The 16,521-nt window shown below is 66.3% G+C and carries 15 protein-coding genes; 5 read left to right on the forward strand and 10 right to left on the reverse strand.

Going from position 1 to position 16,521, the window contains the following annotated elements:
- Nucleotides 1-21 precede the first annotated feature (21 nt).
- Together ACFWPK_RS16385 and ACFWPK_RS16390 are read right to left on the reverse strand one after the other, a co-directional pair.
- Entirely contained in the window at nt 22-867 is an 846-nt protein-coding gene (locus ACFWPK_RS16385; RefSeq protein WP_378916334.1) for a polyphosphate kinase 2 family protein, read from the reverse strand.
- A 15-nt stretch (nt 868-882) separates the two neighbouring features.
- Complete coding sequence (locus ACFWPK_RS16390; RefSeq protein WP_378916335.1) at nt 883-2,340, reverse strand: alanine/glycine:cation symporter family protein; 1,458 nt, start codon at nt 2,338-2,340, stop codon at nt 883-885.
- Nucleotides 2,341-2,466: 126 nt separating this feature from the next.
- On the opposite strand from ACFWPK_RS16390, the gene ACFWPK_RS16395 reads away from it, so the two are divergent.
- Both ACFWPK_RS16395 and ACFWPK_RS16400 read left to right on the forward strand, forming a co-directional pair.
- Nucleotides 2,467-2,943: an excisionase family DNA-binding protein gene (locus ACFWPK_RS16395; protein WP_378916338.1), complete on the forward strand. Its 477-nt coding sequence runs from the start codon at nt 2,467-2,469 to the stop codon at nt 2,941-2,943.
- Nucleotides 2,943-3,503 carry a PIN domain-containing protein gene (locus ACFWPK_RS16400; RefSeq protein WP_378916340.1) on the forward strand — a complete coding sequence of 187 codons (561 nt, stop codon included), beginning with the start codon at nt 2,943-2,945 and terminating at the stop codon, nt 3,501-3,503. The genes ACFWPK_RS16395 and ACFWPK_RS16400 overlap by 1 nt, the downstream gene beginning before the upstream one ends.
- 12 nt (nt 3,504-3,515) lie before the next feature.
- Here ACFWPK_RS16400 and ACFWPK_RS16405 read toward each other — a convergent pair whose 3' ends face one another.
- Genes ACFWPK_RS16405 through ACFWPK_RS16415 form a run of 3 tightly spaced genes read right to left on the reverse strand, consistent with a single transcriptional unit; the run spans nt 3,516 to nt 6,564 of the window.
- Nucleotides 3,516-4,247: a ZIP family metal transporter gene (locus ACFWPK_RS16405; RefSeq protein WP_378916343.1), complete on the reverse strand. Its 732-nt coding sequence runs from the start codon at nt 4,245-4,247 to the stop codon at nt 3,516-3,518.
- A gap of 7 nt (nt 4,248-4,254) precedes the next feature.
- On the reverse strand, nt 4,255-5,454 hold the full coding sequence (locus tag ACFWPK_RS16410) for an AI-2E family transporter (RefSeq protein WP_378916345.1): 1,200 nt from the start codon (nt 5,452-5,454) through the stop codon (nt 4,255-4,257).
- Nucleotides 5,455-5,511: 57 nt separating this feature from the next.
- A complete protein-coding gene (locus ACFWPK_RS16415; protein WP_378916348.1) occupies nt 5,512-6,564 on the reverse strand; it encodes an NAD(P)-dependent alcohol dehydrogenase in 1,053 nt (350 codons plus the stop codon).
- 199 nt (nt 6,565-6,763) lie between these two features.
- Between ACFWPK_RS16415 and ACFWPK_RS16420 the strand changes: the two genes are divergently transcribed.
- Entirely contained in the window at nt 6,764-7,804 is a 1,041-nt protein-coding gene (locus tag ACFWPK_RS16420; protein ID WP_378916662.1) for a S1C family serine protease, read from the forward strand.
- A gap of 38 nt (nt 7,805-7,842) precedes the next feature.
- Here ACFWPK_RS16420 and ACFWPK_RS16425 read toward each other — a convergent pair whose 3' ends face one another.
- Nucleotides 7,843-9,126: a hypothetical protein gene (locus tag ACFWPK_RS16425; RefSeq protein WP_378916350.1), complete on the reverse strand. Its 1,284-nt coding sequence runs from the start codon at nt 9,124-9,126 to the stop codon at nt 7,843-7,845.
- A gap of 96 nt (nt 9,127-9,222) precedes the next feature.
- Between ACFWPK_RS16425 and ACFWPK_RS16430 the strand changes: the two genes are divergently transcribed.
- Both ACFWPK_RS16430 and ACFWPK_RS16435 read left to right on the forward strand, forming a co-directional pair.
- The gene (locus ACFWPK_RS16430) at nt 9,223-9,762 is read left to right on the forward strand and encodes a TetR/AcrR family transcriptional regulator (RefSeq protein ID WP_378916352.1); all 540 of its coding nucleotides are present in this window, start codon (nt 9,223-9,225) and stop codon (nt 9,760-9,762) included.
- Between the two features lie 138 nt (nt 9,763-9,900).
- A complete protein-coding gene (locus ACFWPK_RS16435) occupies nt 9,901-11,235 on the forward strand; it encodes a DUF1254 domain-containing protein (protein ID WP_378916354.1) in 1,335 nt (444 codons plus the stop codon).
- 1 nt (nt 11,236) lies between these two features.
- Here ACFWPK_RS16435 and ACFWPK_RS16440 read toward each other — a convergent pair whose 3' ends face one another.
- Genes ACFWPK_RS16440 through ACFWPK_RS16455 form a run of 4 tightly spaced genes read right to left on the reverse strand, consistent with a single transcriptional unit; the run spans nt 11,237 to nt 16,506 of the window.
- Nucleotides 11,237-14,329, reverse strand: coding sequence for an ATP-binding protein (locus ACFWPK_RS16440; protein ID WP_378916356.1), 3,093 nt, complete (start codon nt 14,327-14,329; stop codon nt 11,237-11,239).
- Nucleotides 14,326-14,919 (reverse strand): hypothetical protein, encoded by a 594-nt coding sequence (locus ACFWPK_RS16445; RefSeq protein ID WP_378916359.1) that lies wholly within the window; start codon nt 14,917-14,919, stop codon nt 14,326-14,328. Before ACFWPK_RS16445 ends, ACFWPK_RS16440 begins: the two co-directional genes overlap by 4 nt.
- Before the next feature lie 28 nt (nt 14,920-14,947).
- The gene (locus ACFWPK_RS16450) at nt 14,948-16,000 is read right to left on the reverse strand and encodes a hypothetical protein (RefSeq protein ID WP_378916361.1); all 1,053 of its coding nucleotides are present in this window, start codon (nt 15,998-16,000) and stop codon (nt 14,948-14,950) included.
- A gap of 5 nt (nt 16,001-16,005) precedes the next feature.
- Nucleotides 16,006-16,506, reverse strand: coding sequence for a DUF4365 domain-containing protein (locus tag ACFWPK_RS16455; protein WP_378916363.1), 501 nt, complete (start codon nt 16,504-16,506; stop codon nt 16,006-16,008).
- Between the last annotated feature and the right edge of the window lie 15 nt (nt 16,507-16,521).

A 16,521-nucleotide genomic window follows, 5' to 3' on the forward strand; every position in this document is an offset into this window, starting at 1 on the left:
GAGTTTCCGCAAAGCTCGTACTCAGGACTCGTCGAGTCGTTTCAACTGCTCGGCGATATCGAAGTCGGCGGGCGGCCAATCGAGTTCCAGCCGGGCCAGCGCGGCGATCAGCAACTCGGTGACCGCGAGGCGCGCGTACCACTTGTGGTCCGAGGGCAGCACGTGCCATGGCGCGTAATCGGTGTTGGTGCGTTCGAGAACGGCCTGGTAGGCCTTCTGATATTCGGGCCAGTAGGCGCGTTCGGTGATATCGGAGGGGTTGAATTTCCAGTATTTGTCCGGCCGCTCCAGACGTTCGCGCAGCCGCTTCTTCTGTTCGTCGAGGGAGACGAACATGGCGACCTTCACGATGGTGGTGCCCGCGTCGGTGACCTCTTTCTCGAACGCGTTGATCTGGTCGTAGCGCTGCTCCCACTCCGACTGCGGCACGAGATCGTGCACGCGCACCACCAGCACGTCCTCGTAGTGGGAGCGGTCGAAGACGCCGATCTGACCGTGCGCGGGCAGCTTGTTGCGGATGCGCCACAGGAAGTCGTGCTGCTTCTCGAGCTCGGTCGGCACGCCGAAGGACGCGTGATCGACGCCCTGCGGGTCGACCGAACCGATGACGTGGCGCACGATGCCGCCCTTACCCGCGGTATCCATGCCCTGCAAGATCAGCAGCACGCTGTGCTGCCCACCGGTGCGACCGTGCGCGAACAGCTTCTCCTGCAAGACCGACAGCACCGTCGCTCGTTCGGCGAGCAGTTCCTTGCCCAGACGCTTGTCGCCGGTGAAACCCGGTGTGCTCGAGGTGTCGAGATCGGCGACGCGCTGACCGTCGGGGCGCAGTGCGATATCAGCCTGTTCGGTCCAGTGTTTCGCCATTTCCCATGCCTACCACTAGTGGGTGGGTTTACCGGGCAAGCTCGACGCAATCGTTGCCTGCCAGCACTGCACGCCCACCGGATCGGCGATATCGGCGCTGTGTACGTACACGGGATCCTCGCCCGCGCCGCGCTGGGCGCGGTAGTCGGCGAGCAGGCGGAACGCGATGGCGCCGAGCGGGATGATCGCGGCCAGGTTGACCAGTGCCATCACGCCCATGAACACATCGGCCAGGTTCCAGATCAGGCTCACCGAGCCGAGCGCCCCACCGAAGACGGCCACCAGCACCAGGATTCGGAACGCGGTGAGCACCTGTGGACGGCTGGTGATGAATTCGATATTGGCGCGACCGTAGTAGAAATTGCCGATCATCGAGCTGAACGCGAGCAGGAACACCACCGCGGTGAGCACGTGCCCGGCCCAGGCGCCCAGCGACGCCTGCAGCGCGCTCTGGGTGAGGTCGGCGGTGCGCCGCTCGGACAGGTCGGGGTCGGTGGTGAGAATGATGAACGCGGTGATCGAGCAGATCAGCAGGGTATCGAAGTAGACGCCGAGCGACTGGACCAAACCCTGCTTCACCGGATGCGAGACATCGGCTGCCGCAGCGGCATTGGGCGAGGAGCCGAGCCCGGCCTCATTGGAGAACATGCCGCGCCGGATACCTTGCGCGAGCGCGGTACCGATCCCGCCGCCGACCACCTCGCGCAGCCCGAACGCCCCGCCGACGATATCGGCGAGCACCCGCGGCAGATCGGTGAGGTTGAGCGCCACCACGGCGATGCCGAGCAGCAGATACACGATCGCCATCACCGGAACCAGCACCTCGGTGATGTGGCTGATCCGGCGCACCCCACCGAAGATCACCACGCCGAGCAGCGTGATCAGGCACAGCCCGACCACCGGGGCGAACCAGTCACCGTCCAGCGCCGACAGCGACGCCCGCCCGGTCGCCACGATGGTGTTGGACTGCACCGCGTTGAACACGAACCCGAAGGTCACCGTGATGATCACCGCGAAGGCCAAACCCTGCCATCGACGACGCAACCCGTACTCCATGTAATAGGCCGGGCCGCCGCGAAAAGTCCCCGGCTCCGCCTCCCGGCGCTTGTAGAGCTGGGCAAGGGTCGATTCCACGAACGCCGACGCGGCCCCGACCGTGGCCATCGCCCACATCCAGAACACCGCCCCCGGCCCGCCGACGCTGATCGCGGTCGCGACCCCGGCGATATTTCCGGTTCCCACCCGCGCCGCCGCCGAAATACTGAACGCCCCGAACGCCGACACCGCCTTCTTCCCGTCCGCCGCCGTCGGCCCCTTCTCGGCCACCACCCGGAACATCTCCGGCAGCATCCGCAGCTGCACCACCCCACTGCGCACGGTGAAGTACACCCCGGCCGCGATGACCAGCGGAATCAGCAGCCAGTTCCAGAACACATCGTTGACATCGACGATCACCGAGTTCAGGGTGTCCATCCGGCGAACGCTACCGCCGCCGCCCGCCATGACCGGTCAGGCTGCGACCGATGTTGCCGGTTCGATCACCTATCTTTCGAATTATTCGAAACAGTGCCACAATGTTGGTGTCCCCGAGGAGGCGCTATGACCGCGACATTGAACGAACGCACGCTCTTGCCGGAGCATCCGGATCAGCTTGTGGAGGTGCGCAGGTTCTTGGACGCAACCCCGGACACCGCCGAAGTGACCATCCTGCGTTCAACAGCGGGCGAGGTGGTGGCTTTACCTGCTGAGGTTTTCGAGGGGCTCCGCTTGGTCGCGCTCGCGTTGTCCGAGGGGAAGGCGGTCACGGTCGCGCCGCTGCACACCACGCTGACAACCCAGGAAGCCGCCGAGCTCCTCGGGATGAGCAGACCCACATTCGTCAAGCTCTTGAACTCGGGCAGCATCCCGTTCACCCGACCGGGCCGACACCGTCGCGTCCGCCTCGCGGATGTGCTGTCCTTTCGCGAGCACCGGCGTACCGAACGCGCCGCCGGATTATCAGAACTGACCAGGATCTCCGAGGATCTAGATCTCTACAACGACACCCCTGCGGAGCCGTTGAAGCGAGAGGACTGATGCAGCGAGTCTTACTCGATACCTGCATTTTGTACCCAGCCCACCTGCGCGACACCATGCTTCGGCTAGCGGAAGCAGACCTGATTCAGCCGTTGTGGTCGGCAGAGATTCTCACGGAACTCCGACGAAACCTCTGCAGCAGACAGAAGAGCGATGAGTTGGCCGCGGCGAAGGTCGACCGGCTGATCAGTACGTTGACCGGCTTCTTCCCTGACTCGATAGTCGAGGGGTATGAGCCACTGGTAGATCGGATGGAGAACCACCCCAAGGATCGGCATGTGCTGGCGGCGGCGCTGCAAGGCAACGCAGATGTGCTGCTGACATTCAACCTCAAGGACTTCGAGGTCAGACCTATCGGCGACGGGTTTCCGGAGCTACTGCACCCGGACGCCTTTCTGCTGGACGTCTTGGACCTGGCACCCGGCCGAGTGATCAGGTTGCTCGACAGACAGGTCGCCGAGCACAAACGTCCACCGAAGCACATTCAAGGTCTACTCGACGTGCTCGACCGCTCCGGAGTTCCGGGCTTCGCCGCCGAGGTGCGGCGCCACCTCGACTAGCACCCTGGCGACTCAGTGGCTGAGGGCCGCCACGGCGAACATGGCGGCTACGCCGAAGAGGGTGCAGAGCAGGGTCAATCGGGAGGGGTGGCCCGCGTGGGCTTCGGGGAGGATGTCGGCGGTGGCGAGGTAGAGGAGGAAGCCGGCGAAGTAGCCCATGTAGAGGCCGATCCAATTCTCGGGGACGTGGATCAGGGTGCCGAGGATGGCACCGACTACGGGGGCGATGGCGTCGAGGCCCAGGAGGGTGAGGGCGCGTTTGCGGGCGGTGCCGTAGACGGTGGGGATGGTGAAAGTGTTGAAGCCGTCCGCGAAGTCGTGGCAGATGACGGCGATGGCAACCGACATGCCGACCGCCGCGCCTGCCTGGTAACCCAGGCCGATACCGAAACCGTCCAGGGTGCTGTGGAAGATCAGGCCGCCCGCGGCCAGCAGGCCGACGGACTCGAAACCGTGCTTGTGCGTGCCGAATTCCTGCTCGTGGCCGCGATGGATGGCGACCGCGCGCTCGATCACGTGCAGGCTGAGGAAGCCGAGGACGGCGGCGATCAACACATAGGGAATGCCTCGGAACATGCCGTCGGACTGTTCCAGCGCCTCGGGGATCAGGTCGAACGCGACCACGCCGAACATCACCCCCGCGGCCAACCCGAGAACCAGGTGCTTGCGGTCGCCGATCCGCATGGCGACGAAACCGCCGAACAGCGTCGACAACATCGACACCAGGGACAACAGGATCGCCATGCGCTGCCTATTCGTCGGTGGATGCGGCTTCGGACTCGGCTTTCTTGCGCTTCTTTTTCTTCGGCGTCGGCGCGTCGGCCTCTTCGGTGACTTCGTAGCGCCGCACATAGGCGCCCGCGAAACCTTGCAGCGTGGCGGTGACAGGAATCGCGAGCAGCGCGCCGGTCGGCCCGAGTAATGCGGCACCCGCGATCACCGCCCCGAAGGCCACCGCCGGATGCATGTCCAGGGTGGTCGCGGTGATGCGCGGTTGCAGGACGTAGTTCTCGAACTGCTGATAGGCGACGATGAACAGCAGGATCCACAGCGCCGTGATCGGGTCGTGCACCAGCGCCACCAGCACCGGGAGCGCGCCAGCCATATACGTGCCGACCGTCGGGATGAACTGGGAGACAACACCGACCCACAGCGCCAAGGCGAACGCCGACGGCACATCCAGCACCCGCAGCGCGACATAGTGCGCGATCGCCGAGCACAGGGCCAGCAGTGCCCGCGAATAGATGTAGCCGCCGGTCTTCTCGACCGCGATATCCCAGGCCCGCAACACATGCTTCTGCTGTTTCGGCGGCAGCAGCGAACACACCCAGGTGCGGAAACGCGGTCCGTCGGCCGCGAAGTAGAACGTGAACAGCAGCACGCCGAGCAGCTGGAACAGCGCGCCGATCGCGACCGTGCCGATGCCCCAGACGTTTCCGGCCAGACCGACCAGATACTTCTCGATAGTGGAACTCCACTCCGAGGCGTACTTGGTCAGGTCGTCGCCCGAAATATCCTGGTCGAAGGTCGAATTGACCCAGTCGACCAGGTCCTGAACGTAGTCGGGGGCGTTCGTCACCAGCATGGTCACCTGGTTGACCAGCAGCGCGCCCAGCGTCCACACGAACGCGACGATCACCACCAGCACCACCAGGAACACCGCGCCGGTGCCCGCCCCGCGCCGAACACCGCGCGCGGCAAGCCAATTCACCGCGGGTTCGATCGCGAACGCCAGGAAAATCGACACCAGCAGCACGGTCAGCAGACCCTGTACCTTGGCGAGCACCCAGAACGCGGCGATCAACCCGGCTACCGCGAGCACGGCGTACAGCAGCGCCCGCGGTAGCCAGCGCGGTGGTGTTCGTACCGACCAGAAGGCGGGCAGGGTACTCACGTCGGCGGACTGTGCGGCAGGTTCAGCGGATTCGTCCTCGGCAACCACAAATGTCACGGTACCGAGGACGAGCGCCCACAGCCCGTCGGCGCGCGTGCCGCCGACCCGCCTCGACTACACCGTGGCGGTGTCGATCACGAACCGGTACTGGACATCGCTGGCGACCACGCGGTCGTACGCGGAGTCGATCTCATCGGCGGAGATCAGTTCGATCTCCGCGCCGATCCCGTGCGAGGCGCAGAAGTTCAGCATCTCCTGGGTCTGCGCGACACCACCGATCATCGAACCGGCCAGTGACCGGCGGAAGCCGGCCAGGTGGCGCCCTGTGACGCTCATCGGGTGCTCCGGGAGGCCGAGGATGACGAGCGTGCCGTCGAGGGCGAGCAAGCGCAGGTAGTTGTCGATGGGCAGGTCGGCCGACACCGTGTTGATGATCAGGTCGAACTGACCGCGCAGCTGACGGAAGGTTTCCTTCTCGCTTGTGGCGTAGTAGTGGTCGGCTCCCATGCGCAGGCCGTCGTCGCGCTTGCGCAGCGACTGGCTCAGCACCGTGACCTCCGCGCCGAGCGCCGCGGCGATCTTCACCCCGACGTGCCCGAGCCCGCCCATCCCGATGATCGCGACCTTCTTGCCCGGTCCCGCGTTCCAGTGCTTCAGCGGCGAGTACAGCGTGATGCCCGCGCACAGCAGCGGCGCGGCGACATCGAGGCCGATGCCTTCGGGAATCGCGACGACGAAGCTCTCGTCGACCACGATCTGGGTGGAGTAGCCGCCCATCGTGTACCCGCCAGGCTGCGCGGTTTCGGGAACGGGCGAGTTATAGGTCCAGGTGGGGCCGTTGGAGCAGTACTGCTCCTCGCCCGCCAGACACGGCACGCACTTACCGCACGAGTTCACCAGGCAGCCGACGCCGACCCGGTCACCGACCTGGTACTTGCGCACCGACGAGCCGACCGCGGCGACGATGCCCGCGATCTCGTGACCGGGCACGCACGGATACTGCGCGCCACCCCACTCGTCCCGCGCGGTGTGGATATCGGAGTGGCAGATACCGGCGTACTTGATGTCGATCAGGACATCGTCGGGACCGACTTCGCGACGTTCGATCGTGACCTTTTCGAAGGCCCCGTCGGGGGAGGGCTTGGCGTAGGCGGCAGCGGTGCTCATGGCTACATGCCTACAGCCGCATGCGTGCTTTGCCAAGTAGACCGCACCGACGGCGGTGTCTCGGGCCCGATCGGGCATGTCGAGCCTCGTACCGCGTCCTTATCGAGACCGGCGGACGCGGAAAACGGGTCACAATGGATTGGTCGGCTCGCGAGAGAGGACATGTGCTGTGAAGCGTGTCGGACGAGTGCTGGTGACAATGCTGGTAGCGCTGCTCGGGGTCAGCGCGTTTCTCGGGTATCGCGGGGAGTTCACCCTGGTCGAGCCGGAATTCGTGGCGCAAGCGCAGGCGCCGGTACTGGTGCCGCTCGACCCCGTGCTGGTCGCCGGGCAGGTGGAATCGGCACTGGTCAATATCGACGTCGACGCGGCCGGTTTCGGCATCGGGGCGGCCGGGTCGGGGATCGTGCTCACCTCCGACGGGCAGATCCTGACCAGCCATCACGTGATCAAGGGGGCCGAGGCGCTGAGCGTCACCGATATCGCCAACGGACTGGTCTACGACGCGACCGTGCTCGGCTACGACTCCGGCGCCGACATCGCGCTGTTGTCGTTGGGCGGGGCCGCGGGGCTGCCGACCGCGCGGCTCGGCACCTCCGCCGACCTGCGGATCAGCCAGGATGTGCTGGCCATCGGCGACGCGGGCGGCGACGGCGGCCGGCCCACTTCCGTCGCCGGTCCGATCACCGATCTGGACGCGACGATCGTCGCCATGAACTCCGCCGACCTGACCCGCAAGGCACTGAACGGGATGGTGGAGATCGCCGCGCCGGTGATGGGCGGGCAGTCCGGCGGTGCGCTGGCCGACGCGTCGGGAGCGGTGGTCGGAGTGATCACGGCGGCGTCGGGCGAGGCCGCCAGGGCCGAAGGCAAACCGGCCAACGGCTATGCGGTCCCCATCGATGCCGCCATGCGGATCGTGGCGCAGATCCGTTCGGGAACGCCCACCGAAACCGTCCATATCGGCCCGACCGCGACCCTCGGCGTGCAGGTGATCGATGCCAGACCGGCAGGCGCCCAGGTGAGCTGGGCCTTCTACGGCCAGCCCGCGCGCGAGGCGGGGATCAACATCGGGGATGTGATCACCGCGGTCGACGGCGTCTCGATCACCACCGCGAAGGCTCTCAGCGCGGCCATCAACGTCCGCAAGCCCGCCGATCCGGTCCGGCTCGAAGTCACCTCGCCGGACGGCGCGACCCGAATCGTCGAAGTGGCGCTGGCACATGGAACGCCCAACTAGCCGATTACCTGGGCCGATAGCTGAGCGGGAGTTGGACGTCACTCGAGGGTTTGCAGTAGCTCGACCAAGGTCATGCGGAGCTTTTCCATCTGGGTTCGGCTGTAGAGGGCGGTGTCGTATTCGAGTTGGAGGGTGAGGCGGCCCGCGATGGTGAAGGCGGTGAGTTTCGGGGGCATGGCGGGGCCCATGGCGTAGATGTCGTCGCGGACGAAGGCGATGTGGTCGGGGATCGAATGGGGTTGCAGGCGGCCGATATTGGAGATGGCGATGGTGGGCGGTGCCGAGAGGAGGGCGGCGGTGAGTTCGTCGTTCACGAGCTGGGCGGCGAGTGGGAAGCGGGCGGGTTCGCGGCGGTCGAGGCCGGCGCGCATACCGGTCTCGACCGAGTGCGCCAGTTCGAGCTGGGTGGTTTCGCCGGTCGCCGAGACCGCGACGCCCGCGCCGGAGGCGAAGTTGACGATCGTGTCGGCGGGTACCGGCGGGTCGAATTCCCCGCGGACGTCGGCCGCGTACCCGCAGAACATCGGCACGGCGCCTGACTCGGGAAATCGAGTTCGGATGGCGGCCAGCGCCGTACCGGTGAGCAGGCTGTTCACCGAAAGGCCATGGGAGCGTGCCGCTGTCACGAGTTCGGCGGTCTCCTCGGCGGTCAGTTCGACGCGCTGCATCGCGAATCGGCCGAGCGGATCGGCATCGGCACCGTCGCGGGGCAGGGTTCGTGGCACGTCATCAGGGCTCATCGTCGCCGCACCGGCCCTGATCTCGGTCAGCCATGCCTCGGCCTCCGCAGCCGAAACCACCTCAGCCAGAAGAGTATCCATCGCCTCTGGCAGTGCCTGATCCGAATCCGCCTCCGGCACAGCGACACCTGTCGCATGTGCGGTGTAGTGCCGCCACATCTGCCCGAGCAACGCGAATCCCGATCTGCCATCGGAGATTCCGTGATGGACGGCCAACACGATCTGCTGACGCAGACCCGCCCGCAGCAGGTACGCGCGAAACAGCCCGTCACGCCAGTCCCTCGGCCCGTTGACCAGCGCCAGATACTCGGCTTCGCCGCCCTCGATGATGTCGAGCCGAGGCCGGAATTCGTCGTCGCGGACGAAATAGCCCACTCCGTCGTCGGTCACCACCCGACTGCGCAGCAGTGGATGCGCGGCGGCGAGTTCGTCGAGCACCGTCCGCAGGATCGCGGGGTCGAGCGCGCCGTGCACGGTGGTGCCGAGAAACAGCGGCATGGCGCCGGTCGGCACGCTGCCGATGGTCGCGCCGGTGTCGAAGTAGCTGGATTCGAACGGGGAGATGCGTCGCCGAGAGGTCATATCCGAAACATACATCCGTTTCATACACTTGTCACTGACGGTTGTTTGAAACCGATGTCACAAACGGGCGTATGCACCGCTTGCTATCGTGCGCAGGTGGGAACGCGCGAAGATCTCCTGGACGCCGCCAAGCAGTGCCTGGCCGAACGCGGCTATGCCCGCATCACCGTGCGCGATATCGTCGCCGCCTCCGGCACCAACCTCGCGGCCATCAACTACCACTTCGGCACCCGCGACAAGCTGCTGCAACAGGCGATGCTGGAATCCAGCGCGACAGCCGTCACGCAGATCCTCGACGCTCTGCCCGCGAACGACCCCGCCGATCCCACCGCCCGCCTCGAAGCGTTCTGGCACAGCCTGATCACCTCGTTCGTCGAGAACGCCCCGCTCTGGCACGCCAACGCCGAATGCCTGAACCAGGCCCTGCACTCCCCCGAACTACGCACCGAACTCGCCGCGGCACAGGGCCGAGCCCGCCACGGCCTGTCCGAAGCCTTCGGCAACGGCGACAGCAACGTCGGCGCGATCCTGCAAACAATGATCGGCGGCCTACTCCTCCAATGGCTGATCGACCCGGACAACGCCCCCACCGCCGCCGAACTCACCGCGGGCGCCCGCGCCATGATCCGCGCCTGAGTCGCTCGACCGCCGAACCGGCACGCGGCGATCTCACCCGCTCCGGGCGATGTGCGCCGATCGAGCATCGGCGGATGCTGGTGTCGCGCGGTCCGACAACGGTCGCGCGCGACGCGGACGCCAAGACGAGGAGCGCACATGCCGGATCAGACCGTCCCCGAATTGACCGCCCAGGCCTACCTGTACGGATTCCCCCTGGTCTTCAACCTCGATTCGATCGAACGATTGCTCCGCGAGGGCATCGGCGATATCCCCGCGACGCCGTTCAACGACTTCGCCCATGCCCGCACTCTCGCCGGCGCCTCGGCGACCTTCGTCTCGGTCAACAACGACACCGTGTACTCGATCGCCCTGATCGACCTTTCAGTCGGTCCAGTGACCTTCCACGTACCTGATGCCGGCAATCGGTACTACGTCATGCAGTTCATCGACGCCTGGACCGACAACTTCGCCTACGTCGGCACCCGGGCCACCGGAAACCGCGCGGGCGACTACCTGCTCGTACCACCGGGCTGGACCGGTACCGCCCCCGACAACACGACGGTTATCCATTTCCCGACCGCTGTCGGCGTGATCGCCGGCCGATGGGCGTGCGCCGGCGAGGACGACCTCCCCGCCGTGCACGCCTTGCAGGACGCGCTGACCTTGACAGCCGCCGACCGAGCCGCACAGCCGACGGGACTTCCGTCGCCGGATCCGACGGTCGCCCCGGACCTGATGTTCCTCGAGAAGGTCCGTGTCTGGTCGCAGGCCTTTCCGCCCGCGAAGCGCGATCTCGCGCTCCAGGAATCGTTCGCGCAGATCGGCCTGACGACAGCGGGCGCCTCGCCCTACCCCACCCTCGATCCGGACCGAGCATCCGCGCTGCGCGCCGGACTGGGCGAGGGCCAGGCAGAACTGAGCAACGCGATAAAGAGCGGGGCGGGCGCCGGGGACAACGGCTGGCAGCTCACACTGCACCTCTTCGACTACAACATCGACTTCTTCGAGGTCGGCACGCGCGACGACGAGAACTTCAAGATCACCGACCCGACCCAGCGGATCATCGCTCGCGCCGTAGCCGCCAAGGCCGGACTCTGGGGCAACCACGCCTACGAGGCCGCCTACGCGATGATCTTCACCGACAGCACCGGCCGACAGTTGACCGGCGCGAACACCTACACCCTGCGCCTTGACCCCACCCCGCCGGTCAACGCCTTCTGGTCGGTCACCATGTACACGACCCCCGACTTCTACCTGTGCGCCAACCCGATCGACCGCTACTCGATCGGCGACCGCACCCCCGGCCTCGTCTACGACGACAACGGCGCCCTCACGATCACCATCAGCCACACCGAGCCCGCCGACCCCAAGGCCCGCGCGAACTGGCTCCCCGCCCCGGCCGGGGACTTCCGCCCCTGCCTGCGCATGTACGAGCCACAACCACCGATCCTCGACCAGACCTACATCCTCCCCCCGATCACCAGAACCTGACCTATTCCTCGTCCCGCCTTGCCCGTTCGAGCACCTCGGCCTCGGTCGGTGGGCTGGCGGGATGGTGGCTCAGGCACAGCGGGGTCGCGAGTTTGCGGAACGCCCGGCCCTCGGTAGCTCCGTAGAACTGGCCGGTTCTCAGGCGGCCGATGTCGTCCAGGTTCCCACCCCAGCTGGCGGCGATGCTCTTGGCTGTTTGGATCTGGACCGCGGTGCCCAGCTTGCCGAAGAACTGGATCGCTGTGTTGCCGACGACCCTGCTGTCCAGCCCTTTTGGTGCCTGCGTGGCGTAGGCGATACCCAGTCCGTACTTTCTTGCCTGCGCCGCGAGCATCAGCGTGCTGGCGGAGGCCGGAGTGTGCTTGCCCGACGGCGCGAGCATCTGTGCTTCGTCGAGGACGAGCAGCGCGCCGAGTGGCCGGTCGCCCGCCGGGTTGGTCTTGAAGTAGGTGAACAGGGCAACCTGTAGCTGGCTGACGAAAGTGGCGCGTTGGTCGGGGTCGGGTAGTCCGACGCAACTGACCACCGAGACTCGAGCCTTCTTGCCAGGTGCGGGGGTCAGCAGAACGCCGGGGTCGAGGGGTTCTCCGTCGCCACCGAACAGGGGGTCGTTGATCATGGAAACCGTGAGACCGTCCGCCATTTCGGCGGCGAGGTCCGCGGCGTTGCGCACGCGACTCACACCGTCGGGGAGGTCGGCGAGCAGGTCGATGAGGCCCGTCAGTTTCGCCTGTCCCGACCTGGCGAAATGGGTGAGCGTCTGCAACAGCACCGCGCGCGCCCTTTCCGACTTCGTCCGTGCGATGCCGGACCGCGTCAGCAGGTCACCGGCGGCCACTTCCACTGCGGTCCGCAGTTCGTCCGGGTCGTCGAGCACTGCCGCGAAATCCGGGAGCGGGTTCAGTATGAGGGGGCGGCCGGCCTGTCGACGTGGGGTCCACACGACCACATCGGTCTCGGCCAGGTACCGCGCGGCCTTCTCGGCATCGCCCGGCTGCCATGCCGACGGCGCTTCCTGCCACGCATCACCGAGCCGGGACAGGTCGTTGTTCACGTCGAGGACGATCACCGAAACCCCGTGCAGTGCTACTTCTTCCACTAGTCGGCGGAGCAGCACTGTTTTGCCGGAGCCGCTGCTCGCGAACAGCACGAGATGCTTGCGCAGCAATTCCAGCGGAATGACGAATTCGCTGCTGTCAGCGAGTCCACGGCCGAGCGTGACCGTCGGCCCGGAAGATTCGACCACCGCCGGTGTGACGGGCGTGACCTCGGAGGGACCATTGGCGTTGGCCTCATCCGAATCCAGCTGCACAACAGCCGATTCGGGAAGGCTGCCGAACACCCGGCGGAACAACTGAGTCCTTCCAGCGGGCGCGCGCTCCACCAGCCAGGCGTCGAACCCCGGCTTCGCCTCGGCGAGCATGTGCTGTAGCGCGGTGAATGTTCGGAGATCATCCTGGGAAATGGGCAGCGTGCTTCCATCCGCCGAGGCCAGATCATCCAGCATCGCAGCGGTTTTGGGGCCCTTCGAGAAGGGGATGTTGCGCAGAATCGTCAGATGCCGGTTGCCGTCGGACTCCTCGATGCCGGATTCGATGACCGCCGAGCGCATCCGGGACTGCACAGCCAGGTGGTGGGTGTGCCCGATCGCCCGGAAACTCCAGTGTTCCTGCTCTTCGAGGATGGGGTCGACCGTGCGGAGCAGGCGTGCGTGCAGCGCCCGCCCGGTAGCGGTCGCCGAGTCGATGCTCAGGTCGTCGCGATCGCGCTGCTCGAGGACGAAACACTGCAGGGCCGCCTTGAGCAGGGCGGCCATGATTTCGTCTTCTTCGGCCGGGTCGAGCGGCATGGTGGAATCGGCGGCTTCGCGTAGTTCGGCGAAGCGGTTGTCGAAACCACTCAGGTCCACCTGCAGCACCGGCACATTCGACTCAGGACCGTTCCCGATATCGGTGAAGTCGGCGAGTTCCCGAATCTGGCTTCGCTCCAAGCAATTCCGCACGTGCTCGGCGACGAGTTGCAGCAACCGGCGCGGGGTGTAGCGGGTCACGTCGGCAGCCTCGAAGGCACGCGCGGCGATCGGCCAGGTCGGGTACGGCGGCGTGAAGTCGACCTCGTCGTACTGAACCGCCAGATGTCCCGCGACAACCGCCGCCGCCACCGGGGCGCCGGGAAGCGCGGTGGCCAAGAACCGCTCGGTGAATCGGTCGGCGGATGAGGCCAGACCCTGCCTCTTCAGGTAATCCCAGGTGGTGGGGATGCACGCGGCGATGATGATCGTGCGCACCGTCTCCTCCCGCAGCTTCATCAAGCTGTCGGCAAGGTTCGCCGCCTTCGCCCCTCCCTTGTTGGCGGAATCCGCCATGACGGCATCGATCTGATCGAGCGCGATCACCACCGGCCCCGCCGCGCCGAACAACCTGATCAGATCCTGAAAGATCAACTGCGCATTGCTGTTTCCACGCCGGAATCCCCACTCCCTTGCGACGTCCTGATCGAGCGGGTCACGCAGTATGAGAAAGCTGTCGCCCACATCACGCAAGGGTCCGCCGGACCGGAACAGCACCAGGGCCCGCAGCGTGTCTTGGCACTGGTAGGCCAATTGCGGTTCCGGAATGGACAGGTCGGCCAGAAACCGCTCGACGTCCTCGGGCTTGGGCCGCATCGGCCCGGCGATCCGCGCGGTGCGCTCGCGGTCGTAGCCGGCCCGCTCGGCGAGGGCGACCAGCATCCGGCGCAACTGCCCACCGTCGGCGTCGATCAACCGGTTCATCACACCGTGAACGGCACCGTCCCAGAACGATTCACCGTCGATCAGCTTCGGCATGAAGAAGAACCCGCCCTGGTCCTGGACGTACTGCCGAATCCAACCGAGCAAGTGCGTCTTCCCGACCCCGGGATCGCCGTTGAGAATGAACCCGGTCGGCGACATGTCCGGCCGGTCCTTCGCCAGACCGATCGCCCTGGCGATCTCCGCCGACGCCTCGCGATGCAGCTCCTCGACGTGATAACTCTGCGGCCGCCAGATCGAATCCGGGCCGAGTGCGGTGCTGAACTGCACCCGCGCGAGCGCGCTGTATTCCAGCTCGTTCACCGCACCGCCTCAACGGTGAGCAGATGACGGGCGGTACCGCCGAGCACGATCGCCGCCGCGTGATCGTCGTCGGTCAAGGTCTTGCGGTCGGCCTCCGCCCGCACGTGCACCCCGTCGCGATCGGCGAGCCGCACCATCGCGTCCGAGAAATCGGCGGGCGGGATGTGCGGCAACCTATTACGCAGTTCGGAGAGCCGGACCTGATCCGGCTTGCCCTTGGTGAGCTCGGTGTATTTCCGGATGATCTGGCCTGCCACGTCGGGCACGAACACATCGGTGAGCAGTTGTCCGGTGGTCTCGAGATGCCGGTGGAGCCCGGCCAGCACCGCGTAGAGGGCGCCGCCGAAGGAACCGGATTTCTCCGGGCGCGTGCGCGCGAGCTCGTCGGTGCACCACTGCGCACCCTGCTCGGTGAGTTCGTGCACGAGCGCACGACCGACCTTGACGCTGTCGACCAGCCCCAGTTTGTTGAGCCGCAGTCGCGGTTTGCCATCGAGCGTCACCCCGGCCACCGCGGACAGCTCGGCGTTGGTGAGTTCGCGTGCCTCTGCCAACAGCGTCAGCAGCACTGCGAGTTCTCGTGGGCTCATCTGATCCGACAATGTTCGATCCGTTCTCTCACGATCCGTCGCCTTCGATGACGGTGAATCCGTTTTCGGAAACTTGCAGGTCGCGTCTACCGTCGAAGGTTCCGGTAGCGCGAACACTGGCCCCAGAGCTGTGTGCCGCGATGGCTTTCGTGTACTCGTCGGCGGTGCGCAGCCGCACCGTGACGCGTCGGCGCCGCCCGGTGCTCGTCTCGTCGACGACGAGCACACCCCGCACGATCGCCTTCGGTCCGCCGTCGTTGTCCAGCCCGACGACGACCCCTTCGACCACCGCGGGCGACTCGGGTCCGGGCAGCGCTTCGAGCCGGGCGGTCGGCAACGGCGAGGAAGCCACCGCCTGGTCGAACAGGCCCGGCAGCCGCGAGACCGCGGTGCTGGAGAACTCGACCGCCACATCAGGCCGCGGCACCTGGCGTGACCAGCGGAAGTTCAACTCGAATTGCATCGGGTCGCGCTCCGCCGACCCGAGCGCGCTGAACAATTCGACGGTGTCGTACCGGATCTCGTGCGCGATCCCGAATCGCTCCCCCTGTGCCGCACCACGCACCGTGGCCGCGATATCGAGCATCCGAATCGCCGAGCCGCGCCCCAGCCGTGAACCAGGGCCCGCGAGGAACACGTCGAACCCGAAGGCGTCGCGACGCGGCAGCAGCGTGGTGTCGTCGAGCAGCTCGGCGACCGCGCGCTCCCGCATCGATGACATCCTGATCTCGCTGCCCGCCACCTGGTACGCGCAGGTGACGAGCAACGAACGCAGGGCCGCCAGCGCGGTTGTTCCGGCCTCGAGCGAAACCTCACCGTCGCCCGCGCGATACCCGACGATATCGACGCCACCGGAAACGATGTCGCGCACAACGACTTCCGTCGACCGCTGCTCGGAATCGGCGACACAACGCACCAACGCCCGCATGCGTGCGGTGAGGTCGACGACCTCACCGTCGGGTACCAGCACGTCGAACTCGCCGTGTGACCAGATCCGGCCATTGCGCCATTGCACCTGTGGCGTCCAGCCCTGGGCCTGCAGATACCCGATGACCTCATCGAGCCGGGGCGCGGCGACCATCGGCCCTACCTCGACGATCCGGCGACGAGCGCGGCGAGTGCCTCGACATCGAGCACATTGCTCACCGGAATCGGCACCGACACCTTGCGCTTGGAGTTGTCGACAGCGAATCGAACCCGGTCACGCAGCGAGAGGAAGTATCCCGCGTGACGAAGCATCAGCCCGCCGGTGACCGAGTCGGTGAACAGGTCGGCCACGACGGGTACGTGAACGGCGAAAAGGTAACGCGGAACGGCGAAGTCGGTGCCGGCTAGCTGGTTGAACTGGGTGTGGCTGAGCCCACCGAAGATCAGCTGGCCCTGCCGGTACTTCGGCCGCGACACGGTCTTGATCTGCACTTCGATCTGCGGGGAGAATCCGAATCTCGTCCGCCCGGGCTGCTTGATCGTCAGGTCGACCCCGTCGACATCGAGATCATCGGTCGACCAGACGAGACCGGCCGCCGAGGCGAGCACCCGGATGTAATCGTGCCCGAACTTCCCTTGATGGTGATGCGGATCGAGCACCGCGTCTCCCTCCCG

It is taken from the genome of Nocardia sp. NPDC058519, assembly GCF_042719755.1.
GTDB lineage: Bacteria > Actinomycetota > Actinomycetes > Mycobacteriales > Mycobacteriaceae > Nocardia.

Bases quoted from the DNA above. Each gene is read 5' to 3' on its own strand.
- ACFWPK_RS16385 (WP_378916334.1), bottom strand. From the start codon at position 867: ATGGCGAAACACTGGACCGAACAGGCTGATATCGCACTGCGCCCCGAC.
- ACFWPK_RS16390 (WP_378916335.1), bottom strand. From the start codon at position 2,340: ATGGACACCCTGAACTCGGTGATCGTCGATGTCAACGATGTGTTCTGG.
- ACFWPK_RS16395 (WP_378916338.1), top strand. From the start codon at position 2,467: ATGACCGCGACATTGAACGAACGCACGCTCTTGCCGGAGCATCCGGAT.
- ACFWPK_RS16400 (WP_378916340.1), top strand. From the start codon at position 2,943: ATGCAGCGAGTCTTACTCGATACCTGCATTTTGTACCCAGCCCACCTG.
- ACFWPK_RS16405 (WP_378916343.1), bottom strand. From the start codon at position 4,247: ATGGCGATCCTGTTGTCCCTGGTGTCGATGTTGTCGACGCTGTTCGGC.
- ACFWPK_RS16415 (WP_378916348.1), bottom strand. From the start codon at position 6,564: ATGAGCACCGCTGCCGCCTACGCCAAGCCCTCCCCCGACGGGGCCTTC.
- ACFWPK_RS16420 (WP_378916662.1), top strand. From the start codon at position 6,764: ATGCTGGTAGCGCTGCTCGGGGTCAGCGCGTTTCTCGGGTATCGCGGG.
- ACFWPK_RS16425 (WP_378916350.1), bottom strand. From the start codon at position 9,126: ATGACCTCTCGGCGACGCATCTCCCCGTTCGAATCCAGCTACTTCGAC.
- ACFWPK_RS16435 (WP_378916354.1), top strand. From the start codon at position 9,901: ATGCCGGATCAGACCGTCCCCGAATTGACCGCCCAGGCCTACCTGTAC.
- ACFWPK_RS16445 (WP_378916359.1), bottom strand. From the start codon at position 14,919: ATGAGCCCACGAGAACTCGCAGTGCTGCTGACGCTGTTGGCAGAGGCA.
- ACFWPK_RS16450 (WP_378916361.1), bottom strand. From the start codon at position 16,000: ATGGTCGCCGCGCCCCGGCTCGATGAGGTCATCGGGTATCTGCAGGCC.